At 72.1% G+C, this 21,103-nt stretch carries 21 protein-coding genes; 8 read left to right on the top strand and 13 right to left on the bottom strand.

The annotated features are described in order from the left end of the window. Positions 1–89: 89 nt before the first annotated feature. Positions 90–794 carry a uridine kinase gene (locus ACFYQ6_RS10825; protein WP_361582398.1) on the bottom strand — a complete coding sequence of 235 codons (705 nt, stop codon included), beginning with the start codon at positions 792–794 and terminating at the stop codon, positions 90–92. A gap of 85 nt (positions 795–879) precedes the next feature. On the opposite strand from ACFYQ6_RS10825, the gene ACFYQ6_RS10830 reads away from it, so the two are divergent. Then, positions 880–1,305: a hypothetical protein gene (locus tag ACFYQ6_RS10830; protein ID WP_356737611.1), complete on the top strand. Its 426-nt coding sequence runs from the start codon at positions 880–882 to the stop codon at positions 1,303–1,305. Positions 1,306–1,363: 58 nt separating this feature from the next. On the opposite strand, the gene ACFYQ6_RS10835 is transcribed toward ACFYQ6_RS10830, so the two are convergent. The 3 genes from ACFYQ6_RS10835 to deoC are packed head-to-tail and all read right to left on the bottom strand — an operon-like array spanning position 1,364 to position 4,642. Beyond that, positions 1,364–2,260 (bottom strand): aldehyde dehydrogenase family protein, encoded by an 897-nt coding sequence (locus tag ACFYQ6_RS10835; RefSeq protein ID WP_361582401.1) that lies wholly within the window; start codon positions 2,258–2,260, stop codon positions 1,364–1,366. After that, positions 2,253–3,689, bottom strand: coding sequence for an aldehyde dehydrogenase family protein (locus tag ACFYQ6_RS10840; protein ID WP_361582404.1), 1,437 nt, complete (start codon positions 3,687–3,689; stop codon positions 2,253–2,255). The genes ACFYQ6_RS10835 and ACFYQ6_RS10840 overlap by 8 nt, the downstream gene beginning before the upstream one ends. 5 nt (positions 3,690–3,694) lie before the next feature. Continuing rightward, a complete protein-coding gene (gene deoC / locus ACFYQ6_RS10845) occupies positions 3,695–4,642 on the bottom strand; it encodes a deoxyribose-phosphate aldolase (protein WP_361582560.1) in 948 nt (315 codons plus the stop codon). A 124-nt stretch (positions 4,643–4,766) separates the two neighbouring features. On the opposite strand from deoC, the gene ACFYQ6_RS10850 reads away from it, so the two are divergent. Beyond that, positions 4,767–5,405, top strand: coding sequence for a PH domain-containing protein (locus tag ACFYQ6_RS10850; RefSeq protein WP_361582407.1), 639 nt, complete (start codon positions 4,767–4,769; stop codon positions 5,403–5,405). Between the two features lie 117 nt (positions 5,406–5,522). On the opposite strand, the gene ACFYQ6_RS10855 is transcribed toward ACFYQ6_RS10850, so the two are convergent. The 3 genes from ACFYQ6_RS10855 to ACFYQ6_RS10865 form a co-directional block, all read right to left on the bottom strand. After that, positions 5,523–7,163, bottom strand: a complete 1,641-nt coding sequence (locus ACFYQ6_RS10855) for a phospho-sugar mutase (RefSeq protein ID WP_388762465.1) — start codon at positions 7,161–7,163, stop codon at positions 5,523–5,525. 113 nt (positions 7,164–7,276) lie between these two features. Beyond that, entirely contained in the window at positions 7,277–8,101 is an 825-nt protein-coding gene (locus tag ACFYQ6_RS10860; RefSeq protein WP_361582413.1) for a purine-nucleoside phosphorylase, read from the bottom strand. Positions 8,102–8,205: 104 nt separating this feature from the next. Continuing rightward, complete coding sequence (locus tag ACFYQ6_RS10865) at positions 8,206–8,643, bottom strand: gamma-glutamylcyclotransferase (protein WP_073746014.1); 438 nt, start codon at positions 8,641–8,643, stop codon at positions 8,206–8,208. A gap of 254 nt (positions 8,644–8,897) precedes the next feature. Here ACFYQ6_RS10865 and ACFYQ6_RS10870 point away from each other — a divergent pair, with 254 nt between their 5' ends. Then, entirely contained in the window at positions 8,898–10,337 is a 1,440-nt protein-coding gene (locus tag ACFYQ6_RS10870; RefSeq protein ID WP_356737623.1) for an NAD(P)H-quinone dehydrogenase, read from the top strand. Positions 10,338–10,459: 122 nt separating this feature from the next. Beyond that, positions 10,460–11,428 carry a DeoR/GlpR family DNA-binding transcription regulator gene (locus ACFYQ6_RS10875; RefSeq protein ID WP_361582415.1) on the top strand — a complete coding sequence of 323 codons (969 nt, stop codon included), beginning with the start codon at positions 10,460–10,462 and terminating at the stop codon, positions 11,426–11,428. A gap of 85 nt (positions 11,429–11,513) precedes the next feature. On the opposite strand, the gene ACFYQ6_RS10880 is transcribed toward ACFYQ6_RS10875, so the two are convergent. Further along, on the bottom strand, positions 11,514–12,119 hold the full coding sequence (locus tag ACFYQ6_RS10880; RefSeq protein ID WP_361582418.1) for a helix-turn-helix domain-containing protein: 606 nt from the start codon (positions 12,117–12,119) through the stop codon (positions 11,514–11,516). Between the two features lie 89 nt (positions 12,120–12,208). After that, positions 12,209–13,963 (bottom strand): biotin carboxylase N-terminal domain-containing protein, encoded by a 1,755-nt coding sequence (locus tag ACFYQ6_RS10885; protein WP_361582421.1) that lies wholly within the window; start codon positions 13,961–13,963, stop codon positions 12,209–12,211. Positions 13,964–14,328: 365 nt separating this feature from the next. On the opposite strand from ACFYQ6_RS10885, the gene ACFYQ6_RS10890 reads away from it, so the two are divergent. After that, complete coding sequence (locus tag ACFYQ6_RS10890) at positions 14,329–14,778, top strand: hypothetical protein (protein ID WP_361582424.1); 450 nt, start codon at positions 14,329–14,331, stop codon at positions 14,776–14,778. A gap of 45 nt (positions 14,779–14,823) precedes the next feature. Here ACFYQ6_RS10890 and ACFYQ6_RS10895 read toward each other — a convergent pair whose 3' ends face one another. The 4 genes from ACFYQ6_RS10895 to ACFYQ6_RS10910 form a co-directional block, all read right to left on the bottom strand. Further along, on the bottom strand, positions 14,824–15,435 hold the full coding sequence (locus ACFYQ6_RS10895; protein ID WP_361582427.1) for a nucleoside triphosphate pyrophosphatase: 612 nt from the start codon (positions 15,433–15,435) through the stop codon (positions 14,824–14,826). A gap of 20 nt (positions 15,436–15,455) precedes the next feature. Further along, entirely contained in the window at positions 15,456–15,584 is a 129-nt protein-coding gene (gene mmpB / locus ACFYQ6_RS10900) for a morphogenic membrane protein MmpB (RefSeq protein ID WP_014047983.1), read from the bottom strand. A 73-nt stretch (positions 15,585–15,657) separates the two neighbouring features. Further along, positions 15,658–15,864, bottom strand: a complete 207-nt coding sequence (locus ACFYQ6_RS10905) for an acyl-CoA carboxylase epsilon subunit (RefSeq protein WP_361582431.1) — start codon at positions 15,862–15,864, stop codon at positions 15,658–15,660. Positions 15,865–15,879: 15 nt separating this feature from the next. Next, positions 15,880–17,460, bottom strand: a complete 1,581-nt coding sequence (locus tag ACFYQ6_RS10910; RefSeq protein ID WP_361582433.1) for an acyl-CoA carboxylase subunit beta — start codon at positions 17,458–17,460, stop codon at positions 15,880–15,882. A gap of 183 nt (positions 17,461–17,643) precedes the next feature. On the opposite strand from ACFYQ6_RS10910, the gene ACFYQ6_RS10915 reads away from it, so the two are divergent. The 3 genes from ACFYQ6_RS10915 (at position 17,644) to ACFYQ6_RS10925 (ending at position 21,054) form a co-directional block, all read left to right on the top strand. After that, positions 17,644–18,513 (top strand): biotin--[acetyl-CoA-carboxylase] ligase, encoded by an 870-nt coding sequence (locus tag ACFYQ6_RS10915; RefSeq protein WP_361582435.1) that lies wholly within the window; start codon positions 17,644–17,646, stop codon positions 18,511–18,513. Between the two features lie 165 nt (positions 18,514–18,678). After that, positions 18,679–19,878 carry an adenylate/guanylate cyclase domain-containing protein gene (locus ACFYQ6_RS10920; RefSeq protein ID WP_361582438.1) on the top strand — a complete coding sequence of 400 codons (1,200 nt, stop codon included), beginning with the start codon at positions 18,679–18,681 and terminating at the stop codon, positions 19,876–19,878. Positions 19,879–20,241: 363 nt separating this feature from the next. Next, positions 20,242–21,054: an enoyl-CoA hydratase-related protein gene (locus tag ACFYQ6_RS10925; protein ID WP_361582441.1), complete on the top strand. Its 813-nt coding sequence runs from the start codon at positions 20,242–20,244 to the stop codon at positions 21,052–21,054. The last annotated feature ends 49 nt before the right edge of the window (positions 21,055–21,103 follow it).

Below are 21,103 nucleotides of genomic sequence, written 5' to 3' on the forward strand. Positions count from 1 at the left end.
CCGCGGCACGGGGGTGAACGCAGCGGGGGCGGACAGGCCGGGGGGTCCTGTCCGCCCCCGCTCGCGTGCTCCCGGCGGGGCGGGGTGCGTCAGTTCGCCACGCGGCTGCGCGGGGCCCGGCAGCGGCCCGCCGCGGCGTCGGCCAGCCGTCCCAGGGCCTCCTGGCGGGCACAGGGGTAGGCGCCCAGCGCGGCCTGGCGGGCCACGATGGCCCGCTCGGCACGCATCAGACGCCATCCGCGCCGCAGCAGGAAGGGCACCGACTTCCGGCCCTCCCGCAGATCCCGCACCAGGCGCCGCCGGAACGTCGTGGACGGACGCCCGCGCAGACACAGCGCGTCCGCCAGCAGGCCCAGCTCACGGCAGCGCTCCACGATGTCCGCCGCGAAGATTCCCTCGGCGACGAACAGGGGCGTGCGCTCGATGTCCAGCGTCTCGTGACCGGTCCGGGAGCTGGTGGCGATGTCGTACAGCGGGACGTGCGTGCGCCCCGTGCGGCACAGCTCGGCTATGGCCGCGACGGCCGCGTCCTCGTCCCAGGACAGTGCCGAGTCCCAGTCGATGTCCGTGCTGCCGGTGACCCGCGGCAGTGTCGGATCGTTTGCCTCCTTGTAGAAGTCGTCCAGGCGCAGCACCGGGAGACCGCTGCGAGCGGCGAGGGACGACTTGCCGGAGCCGGAGGGACCGGCGAGCAGCACGACGCGAGTGGGGATCGGTTGGGAACTCACAGAACAGAAGTGTGAGGCATTGACCCGCGCAGGGGATCCCCGGGAGGTCCTGTTGGTATCGAGCATCACACCTCAACTACTCTGCGACCACACCTCAACTACTCTGCGCGCACGAACGATTACCCGGCACGCCCCGATCAGGTGGGAAAACATGGCACGTCATGCACTGTCCAAGCCCCGGCACCGCGCGCTGCTGCGCGCCGGTCTGACCCTCACCGCGCTCGGTGCGGCGCTCGGCGCGGGGGGCGCCGCGGCCCAGGCCGCTCCGCTGCCCGCCACGCCCGCCACCGGCGCGGACACCGCGGACAGCACCCTGGGGGCGGTCGGCGACGCGGCGGCGCCGGCGCTGACCAGCGCGCTCGGCTACGGCCTCGCGGGGGCCGTCAAGCCCGTCACGGATCTCCAGCTGGACCCGCTGGCCGGTACGGGCGTGGACCCGCTGGACAACGCGGTGGGGGCGCAGGTCGCCGACTTCAAGCCGGTGACCACGGCGCTCGTCACCGATCCGATCACCAGCGGTGCCGCGCTCGGTGATCTGCCCGTGGTCGGGCAGATCACCGGCCTGGTGACCGGCTGACCGGCATACGCGTGCGTGGGGGGCCGCCCTTTCCGGCGGCCCCCCAGGCACGTCCGGGTCAGTACGAGGAGCCGGAGGCTCCCAGGGCGCCCGTCGGGTGCCAGACCGTCTTGGTCTCCAGGAAGGCCGTCAGGCGCAGGGTACCGGGGTCGGCGGTCCAGTCGCCCGTGTCCACAGCCTGTGGACGCAGCACGCGCTTGAGGTTGTCCGCCGCCGCGATCTCCAGCTCCTTCGCCAGAGCGGCGTCGGCCCCCGTGAGGTCGATGGCGTTGACGTCCTGGTGCGCCGCCAGCGGCGCCGCGAGCTCCGCCGTGCTGCCCGACAGGATGTTCACCACACCGCCCGGCAGGTCCGAGGTCGCCAGGACCTCGCCCAGCGAGAGCGCGGGCAGCGGAGCGCCGGCCGAGGCCACGACGACCGCGGTGTTGCCCGTGGCGATCACCGGTGCGATCACCGAGACCAGACCGAGGAACGACGACTCCTGCGGCGCCAGCACGGTGACCACGCCCGTGGGCTCCGGGGTCGAGAGGTTGAAGAACGGGCCCGCGACCGGGTTGGCCCCGCCCACGATCTGGCCGATCTTGTCGGTCCAGCCCGCGTACCAGACCCAGCGGTCGACCGCCGCGTCCACGACGGCCGCCGCCTTGGACTTCGACAGCCCTTCGGCGTCCGCCACCTCGCGGACGAACTGTTCGCGGCGGCCCTCCAGCATCTCGGCGACGCGGTAGAGGATCTGGCCGCGGTTGTACGCCGTCGCGCCCGACCAGCCGCCGAACGCCTTGCGCGCGGCCACGACCGCGTCACGGGCGTCCTTGCGGGAGGACCGGGGCACGTTCGCCAGCCACTTGCCCTTCGAGTCCGTCACCTCGTACACCCGGCCGCTCTCGGAGCGGGGGAACTTGCCCCCGACGTACAGCTTGTAGGTCTTGAAGACACTCAGTCGCCCGTCAGACATCGAGGTAGGCCTCCAGACCGTGACGGCCGCCCTCGCGGCCGAAGCCCGACTCCTTGTATCCGCCGAACGGCGAGGTCGGGTCGAACTTGTTGAACGTGTTGGCCCAGACGACGCCCGCCCGGAGCTTGTTCGCCACCGCGAGGATGCGGGAGCCCTTCTCCGTCCAGATGCCCGCGGAGAGGCCGTACTGGCTGTTGTTGGCCTTGGCGACGGCCTCGTCGGGGGTACGGAAGGTCAGCACCGACAGCACGGGGCCGAAGATCTCGTCGCGGGCGACGGTGTGCGCCTGGGTGACGTCGGTGAACAGGGTCGGCGCGAACCAGTAACCCGAGGAGGGCAGTTCGCACGGCGCGGTCCAGCGCTCGGCGCCCTCCGCCTCGCCCGTCTCGACGAGCGCGGTGATCCGGGAGAGCTGCTCCGCGGAGTTGATGGCGCCGATGTCCGTGTTCTTGTCCAGCGGGTCGCCGAGGCGGAGCGTGGACAGACGGCGCTTGAGGGAGTGCAGCACCTCGTCGCGCACCGACTCCTGCACGAGGAGCCGTGAGCCCGCGCAGCAGACCTGGCCCTGGTTGAAGAAGATGCCGGTGACGATGCCCTCGACCGCCTGGTCGACCGGGGCGTCGTCGAAGACGATGTTGGCGCCCTTGCCGCCCAGTTCGAGCGTGGCCTTCTTGTCCGTGCCCGCGATCTGCCGGGCGATGGCCTTGCCCACGGCGGTGGAGCCGGTGAAGGCCACCTTGTTCACGTCCGGGTGCTCGACCAGCGCCGAGCCCGCGTCGCCGTACCCCGTCAGGATGTTGACGACACCCTTGGGCAGGCCCGCCTGGCGGCAGATGTCGGCGAAGAACAGCGCCGACAGCGGAGTGGTCTCCGCCGGCTTCAGCACCACGGTGTTGCCGGTGGCGAGCGCCGGGGCGATCTTCCACGCCAGCATCAGCAGCGGGAAGTTCCACGGGATGATCTGACCGGCCACACCGAGCGGGCGGGGATTCGCGCCGTAGCCCGCGTGGTCCAGCTTGTCGGCCCAGCCCGCGTAGTAGAAGAAGTGCGCGGCGACGAGGGGGAGGTCCGCGTCGCGGGTCTCCCGGATCGGCTTGCCGTTGTCCAGGGTCTCCAGGACCGCGAGCTCCCGGGAGCGTTCCTGGATGATCCGGGCGATGCGGAAGAGGTACTTGGCGCGCTCGGAGCCGGGCAGGGCCGACCACTTCTCGAACGCCCTGCGGGCCGCCTTCACGGCCCGGTCCACGTCCTCGGCGCCCGCGCGGGCGACCTCGGAGAGCACCTCCTCGGACGAGGGGCTGACCGTCTTGAAGACCTTGCCGTCCGCCGCCTCGGTGAACTCACCGTCGATGAACAGGCCGTACGAGGGTGCGATGTCGACGACGGAGCGGGACTCCGGAGCCGGTGCGTAGTCGAATGCAGATGCCATGGGGATCAGTCCACCGTCACGTAATCGGGGCCGGAGTAGCGGCCGGTGCTGAGCTTCTGGCGCTGCATCAGCAGGTCGTTCAGCAGGCTGGAGGCGCCGAAACGGAACCAGTGGTTGTCCAGCCAGTCCTCACCCGCGGTCTCGTTCACCAGGACGAGGAACTTGATCGCGTCCTTGGACGTACGGATGCCGCCGGCGGGCTTCACACCGATCTGCACGCCCGTCTGCTCACGGAAGTCGCGCACGGCCTCCAGCATCAGCAGGGTGTTCGCCGGTGTCGCGTTCGTCCCGACCTTGCCGGTCGACGTCTTGATGAAGTCGGCGCCCGCGAGCATCCCGAGCCAGGAGGCCCGGCGGATGTTGTCGTACGTGGAGAGCTCGCCGGTCTCGAAGATGACCTTGAGCCGAGCGGAGCCGCACTCGGCCTTCACGGCGAGGATCTCCTCGTAGACCTTCAGGTAGCGGCCCGAGAGGAAGGCGCCGCGGTCGATCACCATGTCGATCTCGTCCGCCCCGGCCGCCACGGCGTCGCGTACGTCCGCGAGCTTGACGTCCAGCGCCGCCCGCCCGGCGGGGAAGGCCGTCGCGACGGACGCCACCTTCACCCCGGAGCCGGCCAGCGCGGCGACGGCGGTCGCCGCCATGTCGGGGTACACACAGACCGCGGCGGTGCGCGGGGTCGTACGGTCGGTCGGGTCGGGGTTGACGGCCTTGGCGGCGAGCGCCCGGACCTTGCCCGGGGTGTCCGCGCCTTCCAGCGTCGTGAGGTCGATCATCGAGATGGCGAGATCGATGGCGTACGCCTTGGCGGTCGTCTTGATCGAGCGGGTCCCGAGGGAGGCGGCGCGCGCTTCGAGACCGACGGCGTCGACGCCGGGCAGCCCGTGCAGGAAGCGGCGCAGCGCACTGTCGGACGCCGTCGCGTCGGCGAATGCATGAGCAGTGGTGGGCATGGTCACCACATGAGCATATCTACGCGCGTAGCGACCTGTACAGGGCCCGTCCCGATCCGGGCCATGCGCGGACCGCGCGAGGCCGCGCCCCGACCGTCGCCCCGCTTCAGGCAGAATCGGGAGCATGACGAGCCCCACACCCCCCACCGAGCCCGCCTACGCCGACCGGACGTTCCGTTCGGGCGCCGGGCTGGTCAGCGGCGCGCTGCTGATCCTGCTGGTCGGCTGGATCGGCGGCGACGCGGTGTTCCGGGGCGAAGGCCACGTGCCGTGGCTGGCGCTGGCCGCGCTGCTGACGGTGGTCCCGCTGATCGTCGCGTTCACCCTGCGCCCGGCGGTGTTCGCCGACGAGGAGCGGATCCGCATCCGCAACCCGTTCCGCACGATCGTGCTGCCCTGGGCCGACGTCTCCACTGTGCGCGCCGCCTACTCCAGCGAGGTCTTCACCCACGACGGCGACAAGTACCAGCTGTGGGCGGTCCCGGTCTCCCTGCGCGAGCGCAAGCGCGCGGCGCGGAAGGCCACCCAGCAGGCGCACGACGACCCGTACGGCAGGGCCTCCGTACACGCCGACGTCCGGGACTCGCAGGCCCGCGCGGCGGCGGCGGACCGGACGGTGAGCGACCTGAGGGAACTGGCCGAGCGTGCCGCCGCGCGGAAGGAAGCGCCCACCACCACCGCGTCGGTGCGCTGGGCCTACGAGGTGATCGCCCCCGCCGTGGTCGGCGCGGTCCTGCTCGTGGTCCTGCTGGCGATCGCCTGACCTTCCTCGTCGGGAAGTTGCGGACGCTGAAATGCCGACGAAACGGACACGTTCATGTCCCCGACTTCCCGATGACCCTCGCGGCCACCCCGTGGGGGCCGCTGACCGAGGGGCCGGTCAGATCCCCGCGGCCGCCGCCAGGTCCCGCTTGATGTCGGCGAGCAGCGCCGTGGCCTGCTCCCGGGCGGCCGGGAGGCCGTCCGCGCCGGGGACCGGCACCACGACCTCCAGGTAGCACTTGAGCTTCGGCTCGGTGCCGCTCGGCCGGACGATGACCCGGGCGCCCGTCAGGTGGTAGCGCAGTCCGTCCGTCGGCGGCAGCGCCTCCGTGCCCAGGGAGAGGTCCTCGGCCGAGGTGACGGGGAGGCCCGCCAGGGCGGCGGGGGGAGCCTCCCGCAGCCGGCGCATGGCGTCCGCGATGACCGTCAGGTCCTCCACCCGCACCGACAGCTGGTCCGTGGCGTGCAGGCCGTGTTCGAGCGCGAGGTCGTCGAGCAGGTCCAGGAGGGTGCGGCCCTCCTCCTTCAGCACCGAGGCCAGCTCGGTGATCAGCAGGGCGGCGGTGATGCCGTCCTTGTCGCGGACGCCCTCCGGGTCCACGCAGTAGCCCAGGGCCTCCTCGTATCCGTACCGCAGGCCGTCGACGCGGGCGATCCACTTGAAGCCCGTCAGCGTCTCCTCGTACCCGAGGCCGGCCTTCTCCGCGATGCGGCCCAGCAGCGACGAGGACACGATCGACTCGGCGAGGACGCCCGTGGCGCCCCGGCTCACCAGGTGTGCGGCGAGCAGCGCGCCGACCTCGTCGCCGCGCAGCATCCGCCAGCCTCTTTCGGCCGCCGCGTCCGGGACCGCCACCGCGCAGCGGTCGGCGTCCGGGTCGTTCGCGACGACGAGGTCGGGCAGCGCCCGGCGCGCGGTCGCGAACGCGAGATCCATGGCGCCGGGCTCCTCCGGGTTGGGGAAGGCCACGGTGGGGAACGCCGGGTCCGGGTCTGCCTGTTCGGCCACGAGCACGGGCTCGGGGAAGCCCGCCCGGGCGAAGGCGGCGGTCAGGACCGCCGTGCCGACGCCGTGCATCGCGGTGTACACGGTGCGGGCGGTCCGGGGCGAGCCGGGGCTCAGGACGGCGTCCGTACGCGCGAGATAGGCGGCCAGGACCTCGTCGCCGAGGATCTCCCAGCCTGACTCCGGGCGCGGCACGCCGTCGAGCGGGCCGACCGCCGCGATCTCCGCGGCGATCTCCGCGTCGGCCGGCGGCACGATCTGGGACCCGTCACCGAGGTAGACCTTGTAGCCGTTGTCGCGCGGCGGATTGTGGCTGGCCGTGACCTCCACACCCGCGACGGCCCCCAGATGCCGTATGGCGAACGCCAGGACGGGTGTGGGCAGCGGGCGGGGGAGCACCGCCGCGCGCAGCCCCGCGCCGGTCATCACCGCCGCCGTGTCCCGCGCGAAGTCGGCCGACTTGTGGCGGGCGTCGTAGCCCACGACCACGAGCCCGCCGGACTGCCCCCGCGCCTTCAGGTAGGCGGCTAGCCCGGCGGCGGCGCGGATGACGACGGAGCGGTTCATACGCATCGGCCCGGCGCCGATCTCCCCGCGCAGGCCCGCCGTGCCGAACTGGAGCGTGCCCGCGAAGCGGCCGGCGAGCGCCGTGAGGTCCCCGGCGTCGATGAGCGCGGCGAGCTCCGCCCGGGTCTCGGGGTCCGGGTCCTCGGCGAGCCAGGTCCTGGCCTGCGTGATGAGGTCCTGCTGCACGGTGTCCGCCTTCCTGCGGTACGGGGGTGGGGCCGGCCTGCGCCGCTGTGTGCGGCTGTCCGGGACTCGGCCCCGGACACCGGCGCCTCGGACTCGGGCGAGGCCGAAGCTGCTCAGATCCGGTCGAGTACCCGCGCCAGCAGCGCGCCCATCCGGGTGGCCGAGTCGCGGCCCGCCTGGAGAACCTCCTCGTGGTTCAGGGGTTCACCGCTCAGACCGGCGGCCAGGTTCGTGACCAGCGAGATGCCCAGCACCTCCGCGCCCGCCTCACGCGCGGCGATGGCCTCGAGGACCGTGGACATGCCGACCAGGTCACCGCCCATGACCCGGACCATGTTGATCTCGGCCGGGGTCTCGTAGTGCGGGCCGGGGAACTGCACGTACACGCCCTCTTCGAGCGTCTCGTCGATCTCCTGGCACAGCGCGCGCAGCCGCGGCGAGTAGAGGTCGGTCAGGTCGATGAAGTTCGCGCCCACGATCGGCGAGGCCGCGGTGAGGTTGATGTGGTCGCTGATGAGGACCGGCTGGCCGGGGCGCATGCCCTCGCGCAGCCCGCCGCAGCCGTTCGTCAGGATGACGGTCCCGCAGCCCGCCGCGGCGGCCGTACGGACGCCGTGGGCGACGGCGGCGACGCCTCGGCCCTCGTAGTAGTGCGTGCGGCCCAGGAAGACCAGGACGCGCTTCTCCCCGATCCGGTACGAGCGGATCGTGCCGCCGTGACCCTCCACCGCGGGGGCGGGGAACCCGGGCAGCGCGGTGACGGGGAACTCGGCCTCCGGAACGCCGAGCGCATCGCCGGCGGGGGCCCACCCGGAGCCCATCACCAGAGCGACGTCGTGGGTCTCGGCGCCGGTCAGCTCGCGCAGGCGGGCGGCGGCGTCGGCAGCGGCGGCATGCGGGTCGCCCTGGATGTGGTCCGGAATAACAGATGCGTTCACGCGGATGAGGGTAACCGGTGATTCCCTACGCGCGTAGATGCGTCCGCGCAGAGTCTGGCCGGTCGTACTCGTACTTTCCTACGGAAGGGGCCCGGAGGCCGTGCTCAGCAAGGGTGCTTGCGCAGGTTCATCACGTAGTCGTGCGGCGCGCCCGCGGACTCGGCGGCGTCCGCCACCTCGCCCAGGTACCGCGCGGACGGCAGCCCGCCCTCGTAGCCGTTGAGGACGTACATCCAGGCCGGTTCCTCGCCGTCCAGCGTGTGCACGCGCACCCGCATACGGCGGTAGATGTCGAGGCCGACGCCCTCCCAGCGGTCCATGGAGTCCTCGTCCATGGGGGCCAGGTCGTAGAGCGCGACGAACACCTGCGAACGGGGTGCCTCCACCACCGTGGCCAGCGCGCCCTCCCAGCCCATCTGCTCCCCGCCGAAGGTCAGCCGCCAGCCGTTGAGCCAGCCCGTGCCGCGCAGCGGGGAGTGCGGAGCGCGGCGCGTCATCAGCCGCGCGTCGAGGTTGCCGGCGTACGCGGCGTAGAGCGACATGGGGTCGAGGGTACGGGAGGTGACAGGGGGAGTGCGGGTTCCGCCGGGGAAGACCCCTCGGCCGTGAGCGGCAGGCGGGGGCGCGGAAGGCCGTGCCCCGGCCAGGCACGTTCCCGGATGGAGGGCCCCGGGGCGAAGCACCTTGGCGCGTGCGGGACAATGAATTACGTACTGCATACGCCGGGGCGATCCCCCGGACCCCCGGCCGGGGCGGCAGACGGCCGTGGGATGACACCACGCGAGGCGGACTTTTCGTGACCCGGATCGTGATCATCGGCGGCGGCCCCGGCGGCTACGAGGCGGCACTGGTCGGCGCCCAGCTCGGCGCGGAGGTGACCGTCGTCGACTGCGACGGCCTCGGCGGCGCGTCGGTCCTCACCGACTGCGTGCCCTCCAAGACCCTGATCGCGACGGCCGAGGTGATGACCACCTTCGACTCCTCCTACGAGGAGCTCGGCATCATCGTCGCGGACGACACCCCGCACCTGGAGCAGGCGGCGCGGGTCGTCGGCGTGGACCTCGGCAAGGTCAACCGGCGTGTCAAGCGTCTCGCTCTCGCCCAGTCCCACGACATCACCGCCTCGGTCACCCGGGCCGGCGCCCGGGTCGTGCGCGGTCGCGGCAGGCTCGACGGGCTCCAGGCCGCCGACGGGTCCCGCCAGGTCGTGGTGACCGCGGCCGACGGCACCGAGGAGCGGCTCACCGCCGACGCCGTGCTGATAGCGACCGGTGGCCACCCCCGGGAGATCCCGGACGCCCAGCCCGACGGCGAGCGCATCCTCAACTGGACCCAGGTCTACGACCTGGACGAGCTCCCCGAGGAGCTCATCGTGGTCGGCTCCGGTGTCACCGGCGCCGAGTTCGCCGGCGCCTACCAGGCGCTCGGCTCGCGGGTGACCCTCGTCTCCTCCCGTGACCGCGTGCTGCCGGGTGAGGACCCGGACGCGGCCGCCGTCCTGGAGGACGTCTTCCGGCGCCGCGGCATGAACGTCATGGCCCGCTCCCGCGCCCAGTCCGCCAAGCGCGTCGGCGACCGTGTCGAGGTGACGCTGGCGGACGGCCGCGTCATCTCCGGCACCCACTGCCTGATGGCGGTCGGCGCGATCCCGAACACCGCGGGCATGGGCCTGGAGGAGGCCGGGGTCCTGCTCAAGGAGTCCGGCCACATCCGCACCGACCGGGTCTCGCGCACCAGCGCCCCGGGGGTGTACGCGGCCGGTGACGTCACCGGGATCTTCGCCCTGGCCTCCGTGGCCGCGATGCAGGGCCGGATCGCGATGTACCACTTCCTCGGCGACGCCGTGGCGCCGCTGAACCTGAAGACCGTCTCCGCGAACGTCTTCACCGACCCCGAGATCGCCACCGTCGGTTACAGCCAGGCCGACGTCGACTCCGGCAAGATCGACGCCCGTGTCGTGAAGCTGCCTCTCCTGCGCAACCCGCGCGCCAAGATGCAGGGCATCCGGGACGGCTTCGTCAAGATCTTCTGCCGGCCCGGTACCGGCATCGTGGTCGGCGGCTGCGTCGTCGCGCCGCGGGCCAGCGAGCTGATCCACCCGATCTCGCTCGCCGTCGACAACAACCTGACGGTCGAGCAGATCGCCAACGCCTTCACCGTGTACCCGTCCCTCTCCGGCTCGATCGCCGAGGTGGCCCGGCAGTTGCACACCAGGAAGAGCGCGGGCGAGGCGTAACGCCGGCCGTTCCGACGACGAAGGGGCCCCCTATATCACCAGGGGGCCCCTTCCATGTGCAACTTCTGTTATTCGGCGCAAACTGCTGAAAAGCAACCTACGGCCAGGTTACTGTCAGTTTCGTGTTCGCTGCAGAACGTCGTCAATTGATCCTCGAAATGGTGCGCGCCAACGGGGCGGTATCGCTCCGTGAGCTCGCCCGCGTCGTCCAGACCTCCGAAGTGACCGTACGGCGGGACGTGCGGGCACTGGAGGCAGAAGGACTCCTCGACCGCCGGCACGGCGGTGCGGTCTTGCCGGGCGGTTTTACGCGGGAGTCCGGCTTTCCGCAGAAATCCCATCTCTCGACCGCGGAGAAGACGGCCATCGCCGACCTGGCGGCAGGGCTGGTCGGTGAGGGCGAGGCCATCGTGGTCGGCGCCGGAACGACCACGCAGGAGCTGGCCCGCCGGCTCGCGCGGGTGCCCGGTCTGACCGTGGTCACCAACTCGCTGCTGGTCGCCCAGGCGCTGGCCCATGCCAACCGGGTGGAGGTGGTGATGACCGGAGGCACCCTGCGCGGGAGCAACTACGCGCTGGTCGGCAGCGGGGCCGAGCAGTCCCTCCAAGGGCTGCGGGTCTCCCGGGCGTTCATCTCCGGGAGCGGGCTGACCGCCGAGCGCGGACTGTCCACGTCCAACATGCTCTCGGCGAGCGTGGACCGGGCGCTGGTGCAGGCCGCGGCGGAGGTCGTGGTCCTGGCGGACCACACGAAGCTGGGCTCCGACACCATGTTCCAGACCGTGCCCACGGAACTGATCACCCGTCTGGTGACGGACGAGCCGCCCGCCCATGACGAGCGTGCGGCCACGGAGCTCCAGGCGCTCGCCGACCAGGGCGTGGAGATCACCGTGGCGGGACCCGACACGGAGTCCCAGGCGGGGGAGCCCCTGCCGCCCGGACGTCAGCCCCGGCAGGACATGCCGCTGCCGGGGCAGCGGCGCACCCAGGGGGGCCACGGCGGGCCCGGAGGCCTCGGCCCGCAGCTGCGGAGCGCGGCGGCGCTGGCGGACGGCCCGGTGGGACGCGTCGCGGACCTGCGGCGCCGGTAAGCGTCTCCCGTCCGGATCAGGCCGGACCGGAGACCGGGTCCGGGGCGTGAGCCCCGGACGCGAAGCGTAAGGGTGTGGCGGAGCCTCAGCCGTTGCCCGGTGCGGCCGGATCGGCCTTCAGGCCGCGCAGGGTCAGCCGGAGCAGGCGGTCGGCCAGATCAGGGTCCGCCGGGGTCTGCTCAGCCGCCAGGGCGATCGCGTTCGTCAGTTGCAGCAGGTCGTCGACCGACACATCCGCACGCACCGAGCCGCTCGACTGTGCTCGGGCCAGCAGCCGCGCACCCGCCTGACGGAGCGGCACATGGCACGGCGTCAGGGCGGACGTCTCGTTGCCCGAAGCCGACATCAGTGCCTGCGCCAGGCCCCGGTACTCGCCGGCGTGGGTCACGATCGCGCCCAGCCACTCCACCAGGGCCGTGCACGGCCGCTCGGCCCGCTCCAGCTCCCGGGAACGTGCGAGCAGCGCGGTCAGGGCCTCCTGGAACACCGCGTTCATCAGGGCCTCGCGGTTCGGGAAGTGCCGGTAGAGCGTGCCGATGCCGACGCCCGCCCGCCGTGCGACGTCCTCCAGCGAAGCGTCCGTGCCGTGCGCCGCGAAGGACGCGCGCGCCTCCGTCAGCAGCCGGTCGTAGTTGCGGCGTGCGTCGGCGCGCATGGGCCGGGCCGGTGTCGCTGCCGTGCTCATCGCCATCGCGCTGTCCTCCTGAAGTCCGCTTCGCGTCCCAGGATGCCACTGGGGGCCCGGCGGATGCCGGGCCCCCAGTGCGGAAGAACGTGCGCTCAGTCCTTGATCTCGCAGATCACCGCGCCGGACGAGACCGACGTGCCGACCTCCGCGGACAGACCCTTCACCGTGCCGGAGCGGTGGGCGTTGAGGGGCTGCTCCATCTTCATCGCTTCGAGTACGACGACGAGGTCGCCCTCCTTGACCTCCTGGCCCTCCTCGACAGCGATCTTCACGATCGTGCCCTGCATCGGAGAGGCGAGGGTGTCACCCGAGGCGGCGGAACCCGCCTTCTTCGCCGCGCGGCGCTTCGGCTTCGCACCGGCCGCCAGGCCCGTACGCGCCAGGCTCATGCCGAGCGAGGAGGGCAGCGAGACCTCCAGGCGCTTGCCGCCGACCTCGACGACGACGGTCTCGCGGCCGGACTCCTCGTCCGCCTCCTGATCCGCGGGCACCGTGAACGGCTTGATCTCGTTGACGAACTCCGTCTCGATCCACCGGGTGTGCACCCGGAACGGGTCCGAGGTGAACGCCGGGTCGACCACGACCGCGCGGTGGAACGGGATGGCCGTGGCCATGCCCTCCACCTGGAACTCGGCCAGCGCACGCGCCGCGCGCTGCAGCGCCTGCTCGCGGGTCGCGCCGGTCACGATCAGCTTGGCCAGCAGGGAGTCCCAGGCCGGGCCGATGACCGAACCCGTCTCGACACCCGCGTCCAGCCGGACACCCGGGCCGGTCGGCGGGGCGAAGGAGGTGACGGTGCCGGGGGCCGGCAGGAAGCCGCGGCCCGGGTCCTCGCCGTTGATCCGGAACTCGAACGAGTGGCCGCGGACGGCCGGGTCGCCGTAGCCGAGCTCCTCGCCGTCGGCGATGCGGAACATCTCGCGCACCAGGTCGAGGCCGGAGACCTCCTCGGTGACCGGGTGCTCGACCTGGAGACGGGTGTTGACCTCCAGGAAGGAGATCGTGCCGTCCAGGCCGACCAGGAACTCGACCGTGCCGGCGCCGACGTAGCCGGCCTCCTTCAGGATCGCCTTCGAGGCGGCGTACAGCTCCGCGTTCTGCTCGTCGCTCAGGAACGGCGCGGGCGCCTCCTCGACCAGCTTCTGGTGGCGGCGCTGGAGCGAGCAGTCACGGGTGGACACGACGACCACGTTGCCGTGGGAGTCGGCCAGGCACTGGGTCTCCACGTGACGCGGCTTGTCGAGGTAACGCTCGACGAAGCACTCGCCCCGGCCGAACGCCGCGACGGCCTCGCGGACCGCGGAGTCGTACAGCTCCGGGATCTCCTCCAGCGTGCGGGCCACCTTCAGGCCGCGACCGCCACCGCCGAAGGCGGCCTTGATCGCGATCGGCAGCCCGTTCTTCTCGGCGAACTCCACGACCTCGGCCGAGCCGCTCACCGGGTCCGGCGTGCCGGCCACCAGCGGGGCACCCGCGCGCTGCGCGATGTGACGGGCGGCCACCTTGTCGCCGAGGTCCCGGATCGCCTGCGGGGGCGGGCCGATCCACGTCAGGCCGGCGTCCAGTACGGCCTGGGCGAACTCCGCGTTCTCCGAGAGGAAGCCGTAACCGGGGTGGATCGCGTCCGCCCCTGAATCCTTGGCGGCCTGGAGCACCTTGGCCATGTCCAGATAGCTGGCGGCCGGGGTGTCACCGCCCAGAGCGAACGCCTCGTCGGCCGCGCGCACATGCAGAGCATCCCGGTCCGGATCGGCGTAGACGGCTACGCTCGCGATTCCGGCATCCCGGCAAGCCCGAGCAACGCGGACAGCGATTTCGCCACGGTTGGCGATGAGCACCTTGCGCACGATGACTCCCTCCTTGAGAACAAGCTGAGTTTAGGGACTACCGACACGGCCGTACGACCCGTCCCCAATAGTGAACTTGCCCACACGGAGTGTGATTCGAGGATTCCTCGAGTCGCAAAATCCCTTGTCGCACCACGGTACGCCGGGATCCTCAACCGCACAGTAGCCACGAAGTGTGGCCCAAGTCTCTGTCCGGACGGTCAACGCCGCGCGGCGTTTCTTTGTGGACTCCCTACGAACGGCCCAGGGAATCTTTGCGGCACGCCCGGGGGCGGCGCCATCCGTACGTGACCCCTTGTCCGATGCATTACCCGTTAGTAGGGTCCGCGTCATCGCACGTACTACAGGTAACAGGGGGTGGCGCCGTGGTGCGCAGACCGGTGGCGTTCGTGACCGCGGTCGTTCTGTTCGTGGAGGCCGTGGGCATCGTGGCCGTCAACGGCGTCCTCGCGACGGTCGCCGGCAACCAGAGCATGTCGCTGGCCGGGATGGACCCGGATGCCATGGTCACCGGCACGTGGGTGATGGGCGGGGCGTCCGGCGTCCTGCTGGTCCTCTGCGGGCTGATACCCCTGCTGGCCGGGATACGCGACCGCGCCCCGGGCCGCTTCGGGAGGATCGCCCTCATCGCCTGTGCGGTGGTGCACGGCGTGCTGGGCGCCCTGGCGGTCGGTCTGATCGGCTGGACGGCCTTCGGGTTCCTGATGGCCGTCCTGGCGCTGATCGTGCTGACCCTGGTGATGTACGAGCGCGGTGAGCCGGAGGCCGGCGGGACCGGCACGGCCGGAACCGAAGGGGCTCCGGCCCCGGTGTGACCGGACCTCGGGCCGGGCCGCCTTCCGCTTCCTGCAGAAGTGCGATCAGACCCACAAGTCGGTGACGGAGAAGCCCAGTTCCCCCAGGAGCCGGCGCAGCAGCGGCAGCGAGAGCCCGATGACGTTCCCGTGGCTGCCCTCGATCGCCTCGACGAACGGCGCCGAGCGGCCGTCCAGGGTGAACGCACCGGCGACGTGGAGGGGCTCTCCCGAGGCGACGTAGGCCGCCACCTCGGCGTCGGTGGGCTCGCCGAACCTGACGACGGTGGACGCCGTCTCGGACGCCGTGCGGCCGGTCGCCGTGTCGACGACGCTGTGCCCCGTCCGCAGGACCCCCGAGCGGCCGCGCATGGACTTCCAGCGGGCGGTGGCCTCTTCGGCGTCGGCGGGCTTGCCGAGCGCCTCGCCGTCCAGCTCCAGCACCGAGTCGCACCCGATGACCAGCGCCCCCGCGGCCTCGGGACGGGCCGCCACAGCGGCGGCCTTGGCCTCGGCCAGGACGAGCGCCAGCTCGGCCGGGGTCGGTGCGGTGAGCGCGTCCTCGTCGACACCGCTGACGATCACCTCGGGGGCGAAACCGGCCTGGCGCAGGAGGCCGAGGCGGGCGGGGGACGCGGAGGCGAGCACGAGGCGGCGCTGATCAGTCATACCGGCCATCGTAGGCGGGGCCGGGCGTCTCAGCGGATGCCCAGGACGAACATCGCCACGACCATGGCGAGCGCGAGCAGCAACCCCGCGCGCCGCATCATGTCCTGGGCGTCACGCAGTTCCTTGGGGGGCTTGTTCTCGGGGTCGGACCACAGCATGCATCCGATGGTGCTCCGGAGACGGCTGCGGCGCCTGAGTACGCGTACTCAAGCGCCGCTCACCTGCTCCGCCTCAGGACGGCCAGTACGTCCGCGCCCAGGAGCGGGGACCCGGACGCAGCGCGCCCCGGCGGGCGATCCGCCCCGGGTCCGACCACTCCTCGGGGGGCATCGGGGCCCCCGACGGCATGACGGCCACCGCGGCGGCGCGCGCCCGGACCACGGCGAGGGCGGCGGCCAGCTCCTCCGGGGTCGGATTGCCCCGTACGACCTTGATCATGGTGACTCCCGGTGGTTAGAGGGGGATGTTGCCGTGCTTCTTGGGCGGCAGCGACTCGCGCTTCGTGCGCAGCTGGCGCAGGCCCTTCACGAGGTGCGCCCGGGTGTCGGACGGCATGATCACCGCGTCGACGTAACCGCGCTCGGCCGCGACGTACGGGTTGAGCAGCGCGTCCTCGTAGTCGGCCATCAGCTCGGCGCGGGTGGCGTCCGGATCGTCGGCGGCGGCGATGGTGCGGCGGTGCAGGATGTTCACCGCGCCCTGCGCGCCCATGACCGCGATCTGCGCGGTCGGCCAGGCGAGGTTCAGGTCGGCGCCCAGGTGCTTGGACCCCATGACGTCGTACGCGCCGCCGAAGGCCTTGCGGGTGATCACGGTGATCAGCGGGACGGTCGCCTCGGCGTACGCGTAGATCAGCTTGGCGCCCCGGCGGATGATGCCGCCGTACTCCTGGTCGACGCCGGGCAGGAAGCCGGGCACGTCGACGAAGGTGAGCACCGGCACGTTGAAGGCGTCGCACGTGCGGACGAAGCGTGCGGCCTTCTCGCTCGCGTCGATGTCCAGACAGCCGGCGAACTGCATCGGCTGGTTGGCGACGATGCCGACCGGGTAGCCCTCGACGCGCCCGAAGCCCGTGATGATGTTCGGCGCGAACAGGGCCTGGGTCTCCAGGAACTCCCCGTCGTCGAGCACGTGCTCGATCGCGGTGTGCATGTCGTACGGCTGGTTCGCCGAGTCCGGGATGAGGGTGTCGAGCTCGCGGTCCTCGTCCGTGGTCTCCAGGTCGGCCTCCTCCGGGAAGGCCGGGGCCTCCGAGAGGTTGTTCGACGGGAGGTAGGAGAGCAGGGACTTGACGTACTCGATGGCGTCCTTCTCGTCGCCCGCCATGTGGTGGGCCACGCCGGACGTGGTGTTGTGGGTACGGGCGCCGCCCAGCTCCTCGAAACCGACGTCCTCACCGGTGACCGTCTTGATGACGTCGGGCCCGGTGATGAACATGTGCGAGGTCTGGTCGACCATCACCGTGAAGTCGGTGATCGCGGGGGAGTAGACGGCTCCGCCGGCACACGGCCCGACGATCAGGGAGATCTGCGGGACCACGCCCGACGCGTGCACGTTCCGGCGGAAGATCTCGGCGAACAGGCCGAGCGCGGCCACACCCTCCTGGATGCGGGCGCCGCCGCCGTCGTTGATGCCGATGACAGGGCAGCCGGTCTTCATCGCGAAGTCCATGACCTTGACGATCTTCTCGCCGTAGACCTCGCCCAGCGAGCCGCCGAAGATCGTGAAGTCCTGCGAGTACACGCACACGGGACGGCCGTCGACCGTGCCGTAGCCGGTGACGACACCGTCTCCGTACGGGCGGTTCTTCTCGATGCCGAAATTGGTGGACCGGTGCCGCGCGAACTCGTCGAGTTCCACGAAGGAACCCTCGTCGAGCAGGAGCTCGACGCGCTCACGGGCGGTCAACTTGCCCTTTGCGTGCTGCTTTTCGACGGCACGGGCGGAACCTGCGTGTGTGGCCTCGTCAATACGGCGCTGCAGGTCCGCGATCTTTCCCGCGGTGGTGTGGATGTCGCTCTGCGGCTCGGACATCGGGTGGCGGCTCCCTGCCTGGTCACGGGGACGGCTGGTACATCCGGTACATCAAGTGACGCGCTGGACCGGTATGGGCTCGACGGCTACCTGCTCGTCGGCTGGTGTTAGCTACTGATCCGTAGCGTATCGGCGCGGATACGGTTCGGCAGTGCGTCGTTGGCCACACCTAATGTGGGTTGCATGACTCCTCCCGATGCGCCACACAACCGCTGGTCGGACCTCGACAGGCCGCCTCTGAACGTCGCGGCGCTCCGCCGCGGGCTGCTGAGACCGGACGGGCTGTGGACCTCGCTGGACGTCGTCGAGACGACCGGCTCCACCAACTCCGACCTCGCGGCACGGGCGGCGGGCGGCGGGCTCGCGGAGGGCACGGTGCTGGTCGCGGAGGAGCAGACCGCGGGGCGCGGACGTCTCGACCGGAGCTGGACGGCGCCGCCACGCTCGGGCATCTTCCTCTCCGTCTACCTGACCCCCGGCGGCGTACCCGTCGAGCGGTGGGGCTGGCTGCCGCTGCTCGCCGGTGTCGCCGCCGCGACGGGCCTCGCGCAGTCGGCGGGCGTCGACATGGCACTGAAATGGCCCAACGACCTCCTGGTGACCATCGCCGGCACCGAGCGCAAGACCGGCGGCATCCTCGCCGAGCGCGCGGGAGAGGGCGTCGTCATCGGCATCGGCCTCAACGTCTCGCTGCGCGCGGCCGAGCTGCCGGCCCCCCACGCCGGTTCGCTGGCGCTCGCCGGAGCGGTCTCCACCGACCGCGAGACCCTGCTGCGGGCCGTACTGCGTTCACTCGAACAGTGGTACGGGCAGTGGCGCGACGCGAACGGCGACGCCGCCGAGAGCGGGCTCCAGGCCGCCTACGCGGCGGGCTGCGCCACGCTGGACCGCACGGTGCGGGCCGAGCTGCCCGGCGACCGGTCCGTCGTCGGCGAGGCCGTCGCGATCGACGGCGACGGGCGGCTGGTGCTGGCCACGGGCGACGGACTCCAGGAGCCGGTGTCGGCCGGAGACATCGTCCACCTGCGCGGGGAGGAGGGCGGACTCACCTGATCCGGCGCTCGTGCGTGTGCGGCCGCACATACGGGTGATGTCACGTATGACGGACCCGTAACCATGTCACCGGGGACGTGAGCCAGGGCACACCTGCCGTATCGTTGAGGCGATCCAGCGACAGATCGGCAGGGCAGTGCGCAGGGAACGGGCAGGAGGCGGCCGGTGACCGTCGACGACACGAACTCCGACGACGGCGCGGAGCCCTCGTCGGGGCCGTCGGTCCACTCGACACCGCATCACGAGGTCGACCACACGGCCGAACCGACCGACGACCCTCTCGCGATCCGGCTGGAGGCCCTGATCCTGGGGGCCGACCGCCGCTACACGCCGTTCCAGGCGGCCAGGACCGCCGGGGTCTCCATGGACCTGGCCTCCCGGTTCTGGCGGGCCATGGGGTTCGCCGACATCGGGCAGGCCAAGGCCCTCACCGAGGCCGACGTGCTGGCGCTGCGGCGCCTCGCCGGTCTCGTCGAGGCCGGACTGCTCAGTGAGCCGATGGCGATCCAGGTGGCCCGGTCCACCGGCCAGACCACGGCCCGGCTCGCCGAGTGGCAGATCGACTCCTTCCTGGCGGGGCTGACCGAGCCTCCCGAGCCGGGCATGACCCGCACCGAGGTCACGTATCCGCTGATCGAGCTGCTCCTGCCCGAGCTGCAGGAGTTCCTGGTGTACGTGTGGCGGCGCCAGCTGGCCGCGGCGACGGGCCGGGTCGTGCAGACCGGGGACGACGAAGAGATGGTAGACCGACGGCTCGCCGTGGGCTTCGCCGACCTCGTGGGCTTCACCCGGCTGACCCGGCGGCTGGAGGAGGAGGAGCTCGGTGAGCTGGTCGAGTCCTTCGAGACGACCTCGGCCGACCTGGTCGCCGCGCACGGCGGACGGCTCATCAAGACCCTGGGCGACGAGGTGCTCTTCGCGGCGGACGACGCGGGCACGGCGGGCGAGATAGCGCTCCGGCTGGTCGAGGCGATGTCCCAGGACACCACGATGCCCGCGCTGCGGGTGGGCATCGCGTTCGGCACGGTCACGACGCGCATGGGCGACGTGTTCGGTACGACGGTGAATCTGGCCAGCCGGCTCACGTCGATAGCGCCCAAGGACGCGGTGCTGGTCGACGGGGCCTTCGCCGAGGAGCTGATCAGGAACGGCGACGCCCCGGCCTCCGAGGCGCAGGCGGCCGAGGAGGCCGCGGCGGCGGCGGAGCGGGTGCGGCTGGCGGAGAAGGAGGGCCGGGCGCCGGACGAGGAACCGCCGCTGCCGACGTACCGCTTCGGGCTGCAGCCGATGTGGCAGCGGCCGGTGCGCGGGCTGGGCGTGGTGGAGCCGTGGCTCCTGGCCCGCCGGGGCAAGCCCGCCACCTGACCGCGCCCGGCCCGCCCGGCTCCGGCCGCCGCTGCCCCCGCCGCCCCCGAGCGGGTGCCCGGCCGGCCTGAGGGGTCCCGTGTCCCCCGACGGCCCCTGCCCCGGCCGCCCCTGAGCGGGTGCCCGGGCCTGAGCGGTTTCGTGCGCCGGCCGGCCCCTGCCCCGGCCGCCCCTGAGCGGGTGCCCGGGCCTGAGCGGTCCCGTGTCCCGGCCCGCTCCTGCCCCGGCCGCCCTCGAACGGCTGCCCGGGCCTGAGCGGTCCCGTGTCCCGGCCGAGCCGGTGCCGCGCCGCGGCACTGTCCCGGTGGCGCGGCCACGCCTAGGATCCCCCTGGTAACGCTCGTTAACCGGAGGGGTGCAGTCATGGGTGTCGCGTCCGAGCAGAGGTTCGGGGAGTTCGTCGTCGTGAGGCGTCACGAGGGCCAGGAGCACGTGGCCGAGCTGGTGCTCGACCGCCCGAAGGCGATGAACGCCGTGAGCACCGCCATGGCGCGGGCCCTCGCCGAGGCGTGCGACGCGCTCGCCGCCGACCCGGTTGTGCGGGTGACGGTGCTCACCTCCAGCCACGACCGGGCCTTCTGTGTCGGTGCGGACCTCAAGGAGCGCAACTCCTTCAGCGACGCGGAACTCGTCCGGCAGCGGCCCACCGCCCGGGCCGCGTACACGGGCGTGCTGGAGCTGCCGATGCCGGCGGTCGCCGCGGTGCACGGATTCGCCCTCGGTGGCGGCTTCGAGCTGGCGCTGGCCTGCGACGTGATCGTGGCCGACCGCACGGCGGTGGTCGGGCTCCCCGAGGTGTCCGTCGGGGTCATCCCGGGCGGTGGCGGTACGCAGCTGCTGCCCCGCCGGGTCGGCGCGGCGCGCGCGGCCGAGCTGGTCTTCAGCGCCCGCCGCGTGGAGGCGGCCGAGGCGCGTGAGCTGGGCCTGGTCGACGAGCTGGTCGAGGCCGGCGGGGACCGGGAGGCCGCTCTGGCCCTGGCGGGCCGGATCGCGGCCAACTCACCCGTGGGGCTCCGGGCCGCCAAGAAGGCCCTGCGACTGGGGCAGGGCCTGGACCTGCGGGCCGGTCTGGAGGTGGAGGACGCGGCCTGGAGGTCGGTGGCCTTCTCCGGGGACCGGGCCGAGGGCGTGGCGGCGTTCAACGAGAAACGGACGCCCAGCTGGCCCGGCGAGTGACGCCTGAAGATCGTCAGCGCTGCCGACTGATCACATTCCGCCGAACCTA

This window comes from Streptomyces sp. NPDC005494 (assembly GCF_042872025.1).
Taxonomy (GTDB): Bacteria; Actinomycetota; Actinomycetes; order Streptomycetales; family Streptomycetaceae; genus Streptomyces.

Coding starts and splice junctions, on each gene's coding strand:
- ACFYQ6_RS10825 (WP_361582398.1), bottom strand. CDS start 794: ATGCTCGATACCAACAGGACCTCCCGGGGATCCCCTGCGCGGGTCAAT.
- ACFYQ6_RS10830 (WP_356737611.1), top strand. CDS start 880: ATGGCACGTCATGCACTGTCCAAGCCCCGGCACCGCGCGCTGCTGCGC.
- ACFYQ6_RS10835 (WP_361582401.1), bottom strand. CDS start 2,260: ATGTCTGACGGGCGACTGAGTGTCTTCAAGACCTACAAGCTGTACGTC.
- ACFYQ6_RS10840 (WP_361582404.1), bottom strand. CDS start 3,689: ATGGCATCTGCATTCGACTACGCACCGGCTCCGGAGTCCCGCTCCGTC.
- deoC (WP_361582560.1), bottom strand. CDS start 4,642: ATGCCCACCACTGCTCATGCATTCGCCGACGCGACGGCGTCCGACAGT.
- ACFYQ6_RS10850 (WP_361582407.1), top strand. CDS start 4,767: ATGACGAGCCCCACACCCCCCACCGAGCCCGCCTACGCCGACCGGACG.
- ACFYQ6_RS10865 (WP_073746014.1), bottom strand. CDS start 8,643: ATGTCGCTCTACGCCGCGTACGCCGGCAACCTCGACGCGCGGCTGATG.
- ACFYQ6_RS10880 (WP_361582418.1), bottom strand. CDS start 12,119: ATGGCGATGAGCACGGCAGCGACACCGGCCCGGCCCATGCGCGCCGAC.
- ACFYQ6_RS10895 (WP_361582427.1), bottom strand. CDS start 15,435: ATGGCCGGTATGACTGATCAGCGCCGCCTCGTGCTCGCCTCCGCGTCC.
- mmpB (WP_014047983.1), bottom strand. CDS start 15,584: ATGCTGTGGTCCGACCCCGAGAACAAGCCCCCCAAGGAACTGCGTGAC.
- ACFYQ6_RS10905 (WP_361582431.1), bottom strand. CDS start 15,864: ATGATCAAGGTCGTACGGGGCAATCCGACCCCGGAGGAGCTGGCCGCC.
- ACFYQ6_RS10910 (WP_361582433.1), bottom strand. CDS start 17,460: ATGTCCGAGCCGCAGAGCGACATCCACACCACCGCGGGAAAGATCGCG.
- ACFYQ6_RS10915 (WP_361582435.1), top strand. CDS start 17,644: ATGACTCCTCCCGATGCGCCACACAACCGCTGGTCGGACCTCGACAGG.
- ACFYQ6_RS10925 (WP_361582441.1), top strand. CDS start 20,242: ATGGGTGTCGCGTCCGAGCAGAGGTTCGGGGAGTTCGTCGTCGTGAGG.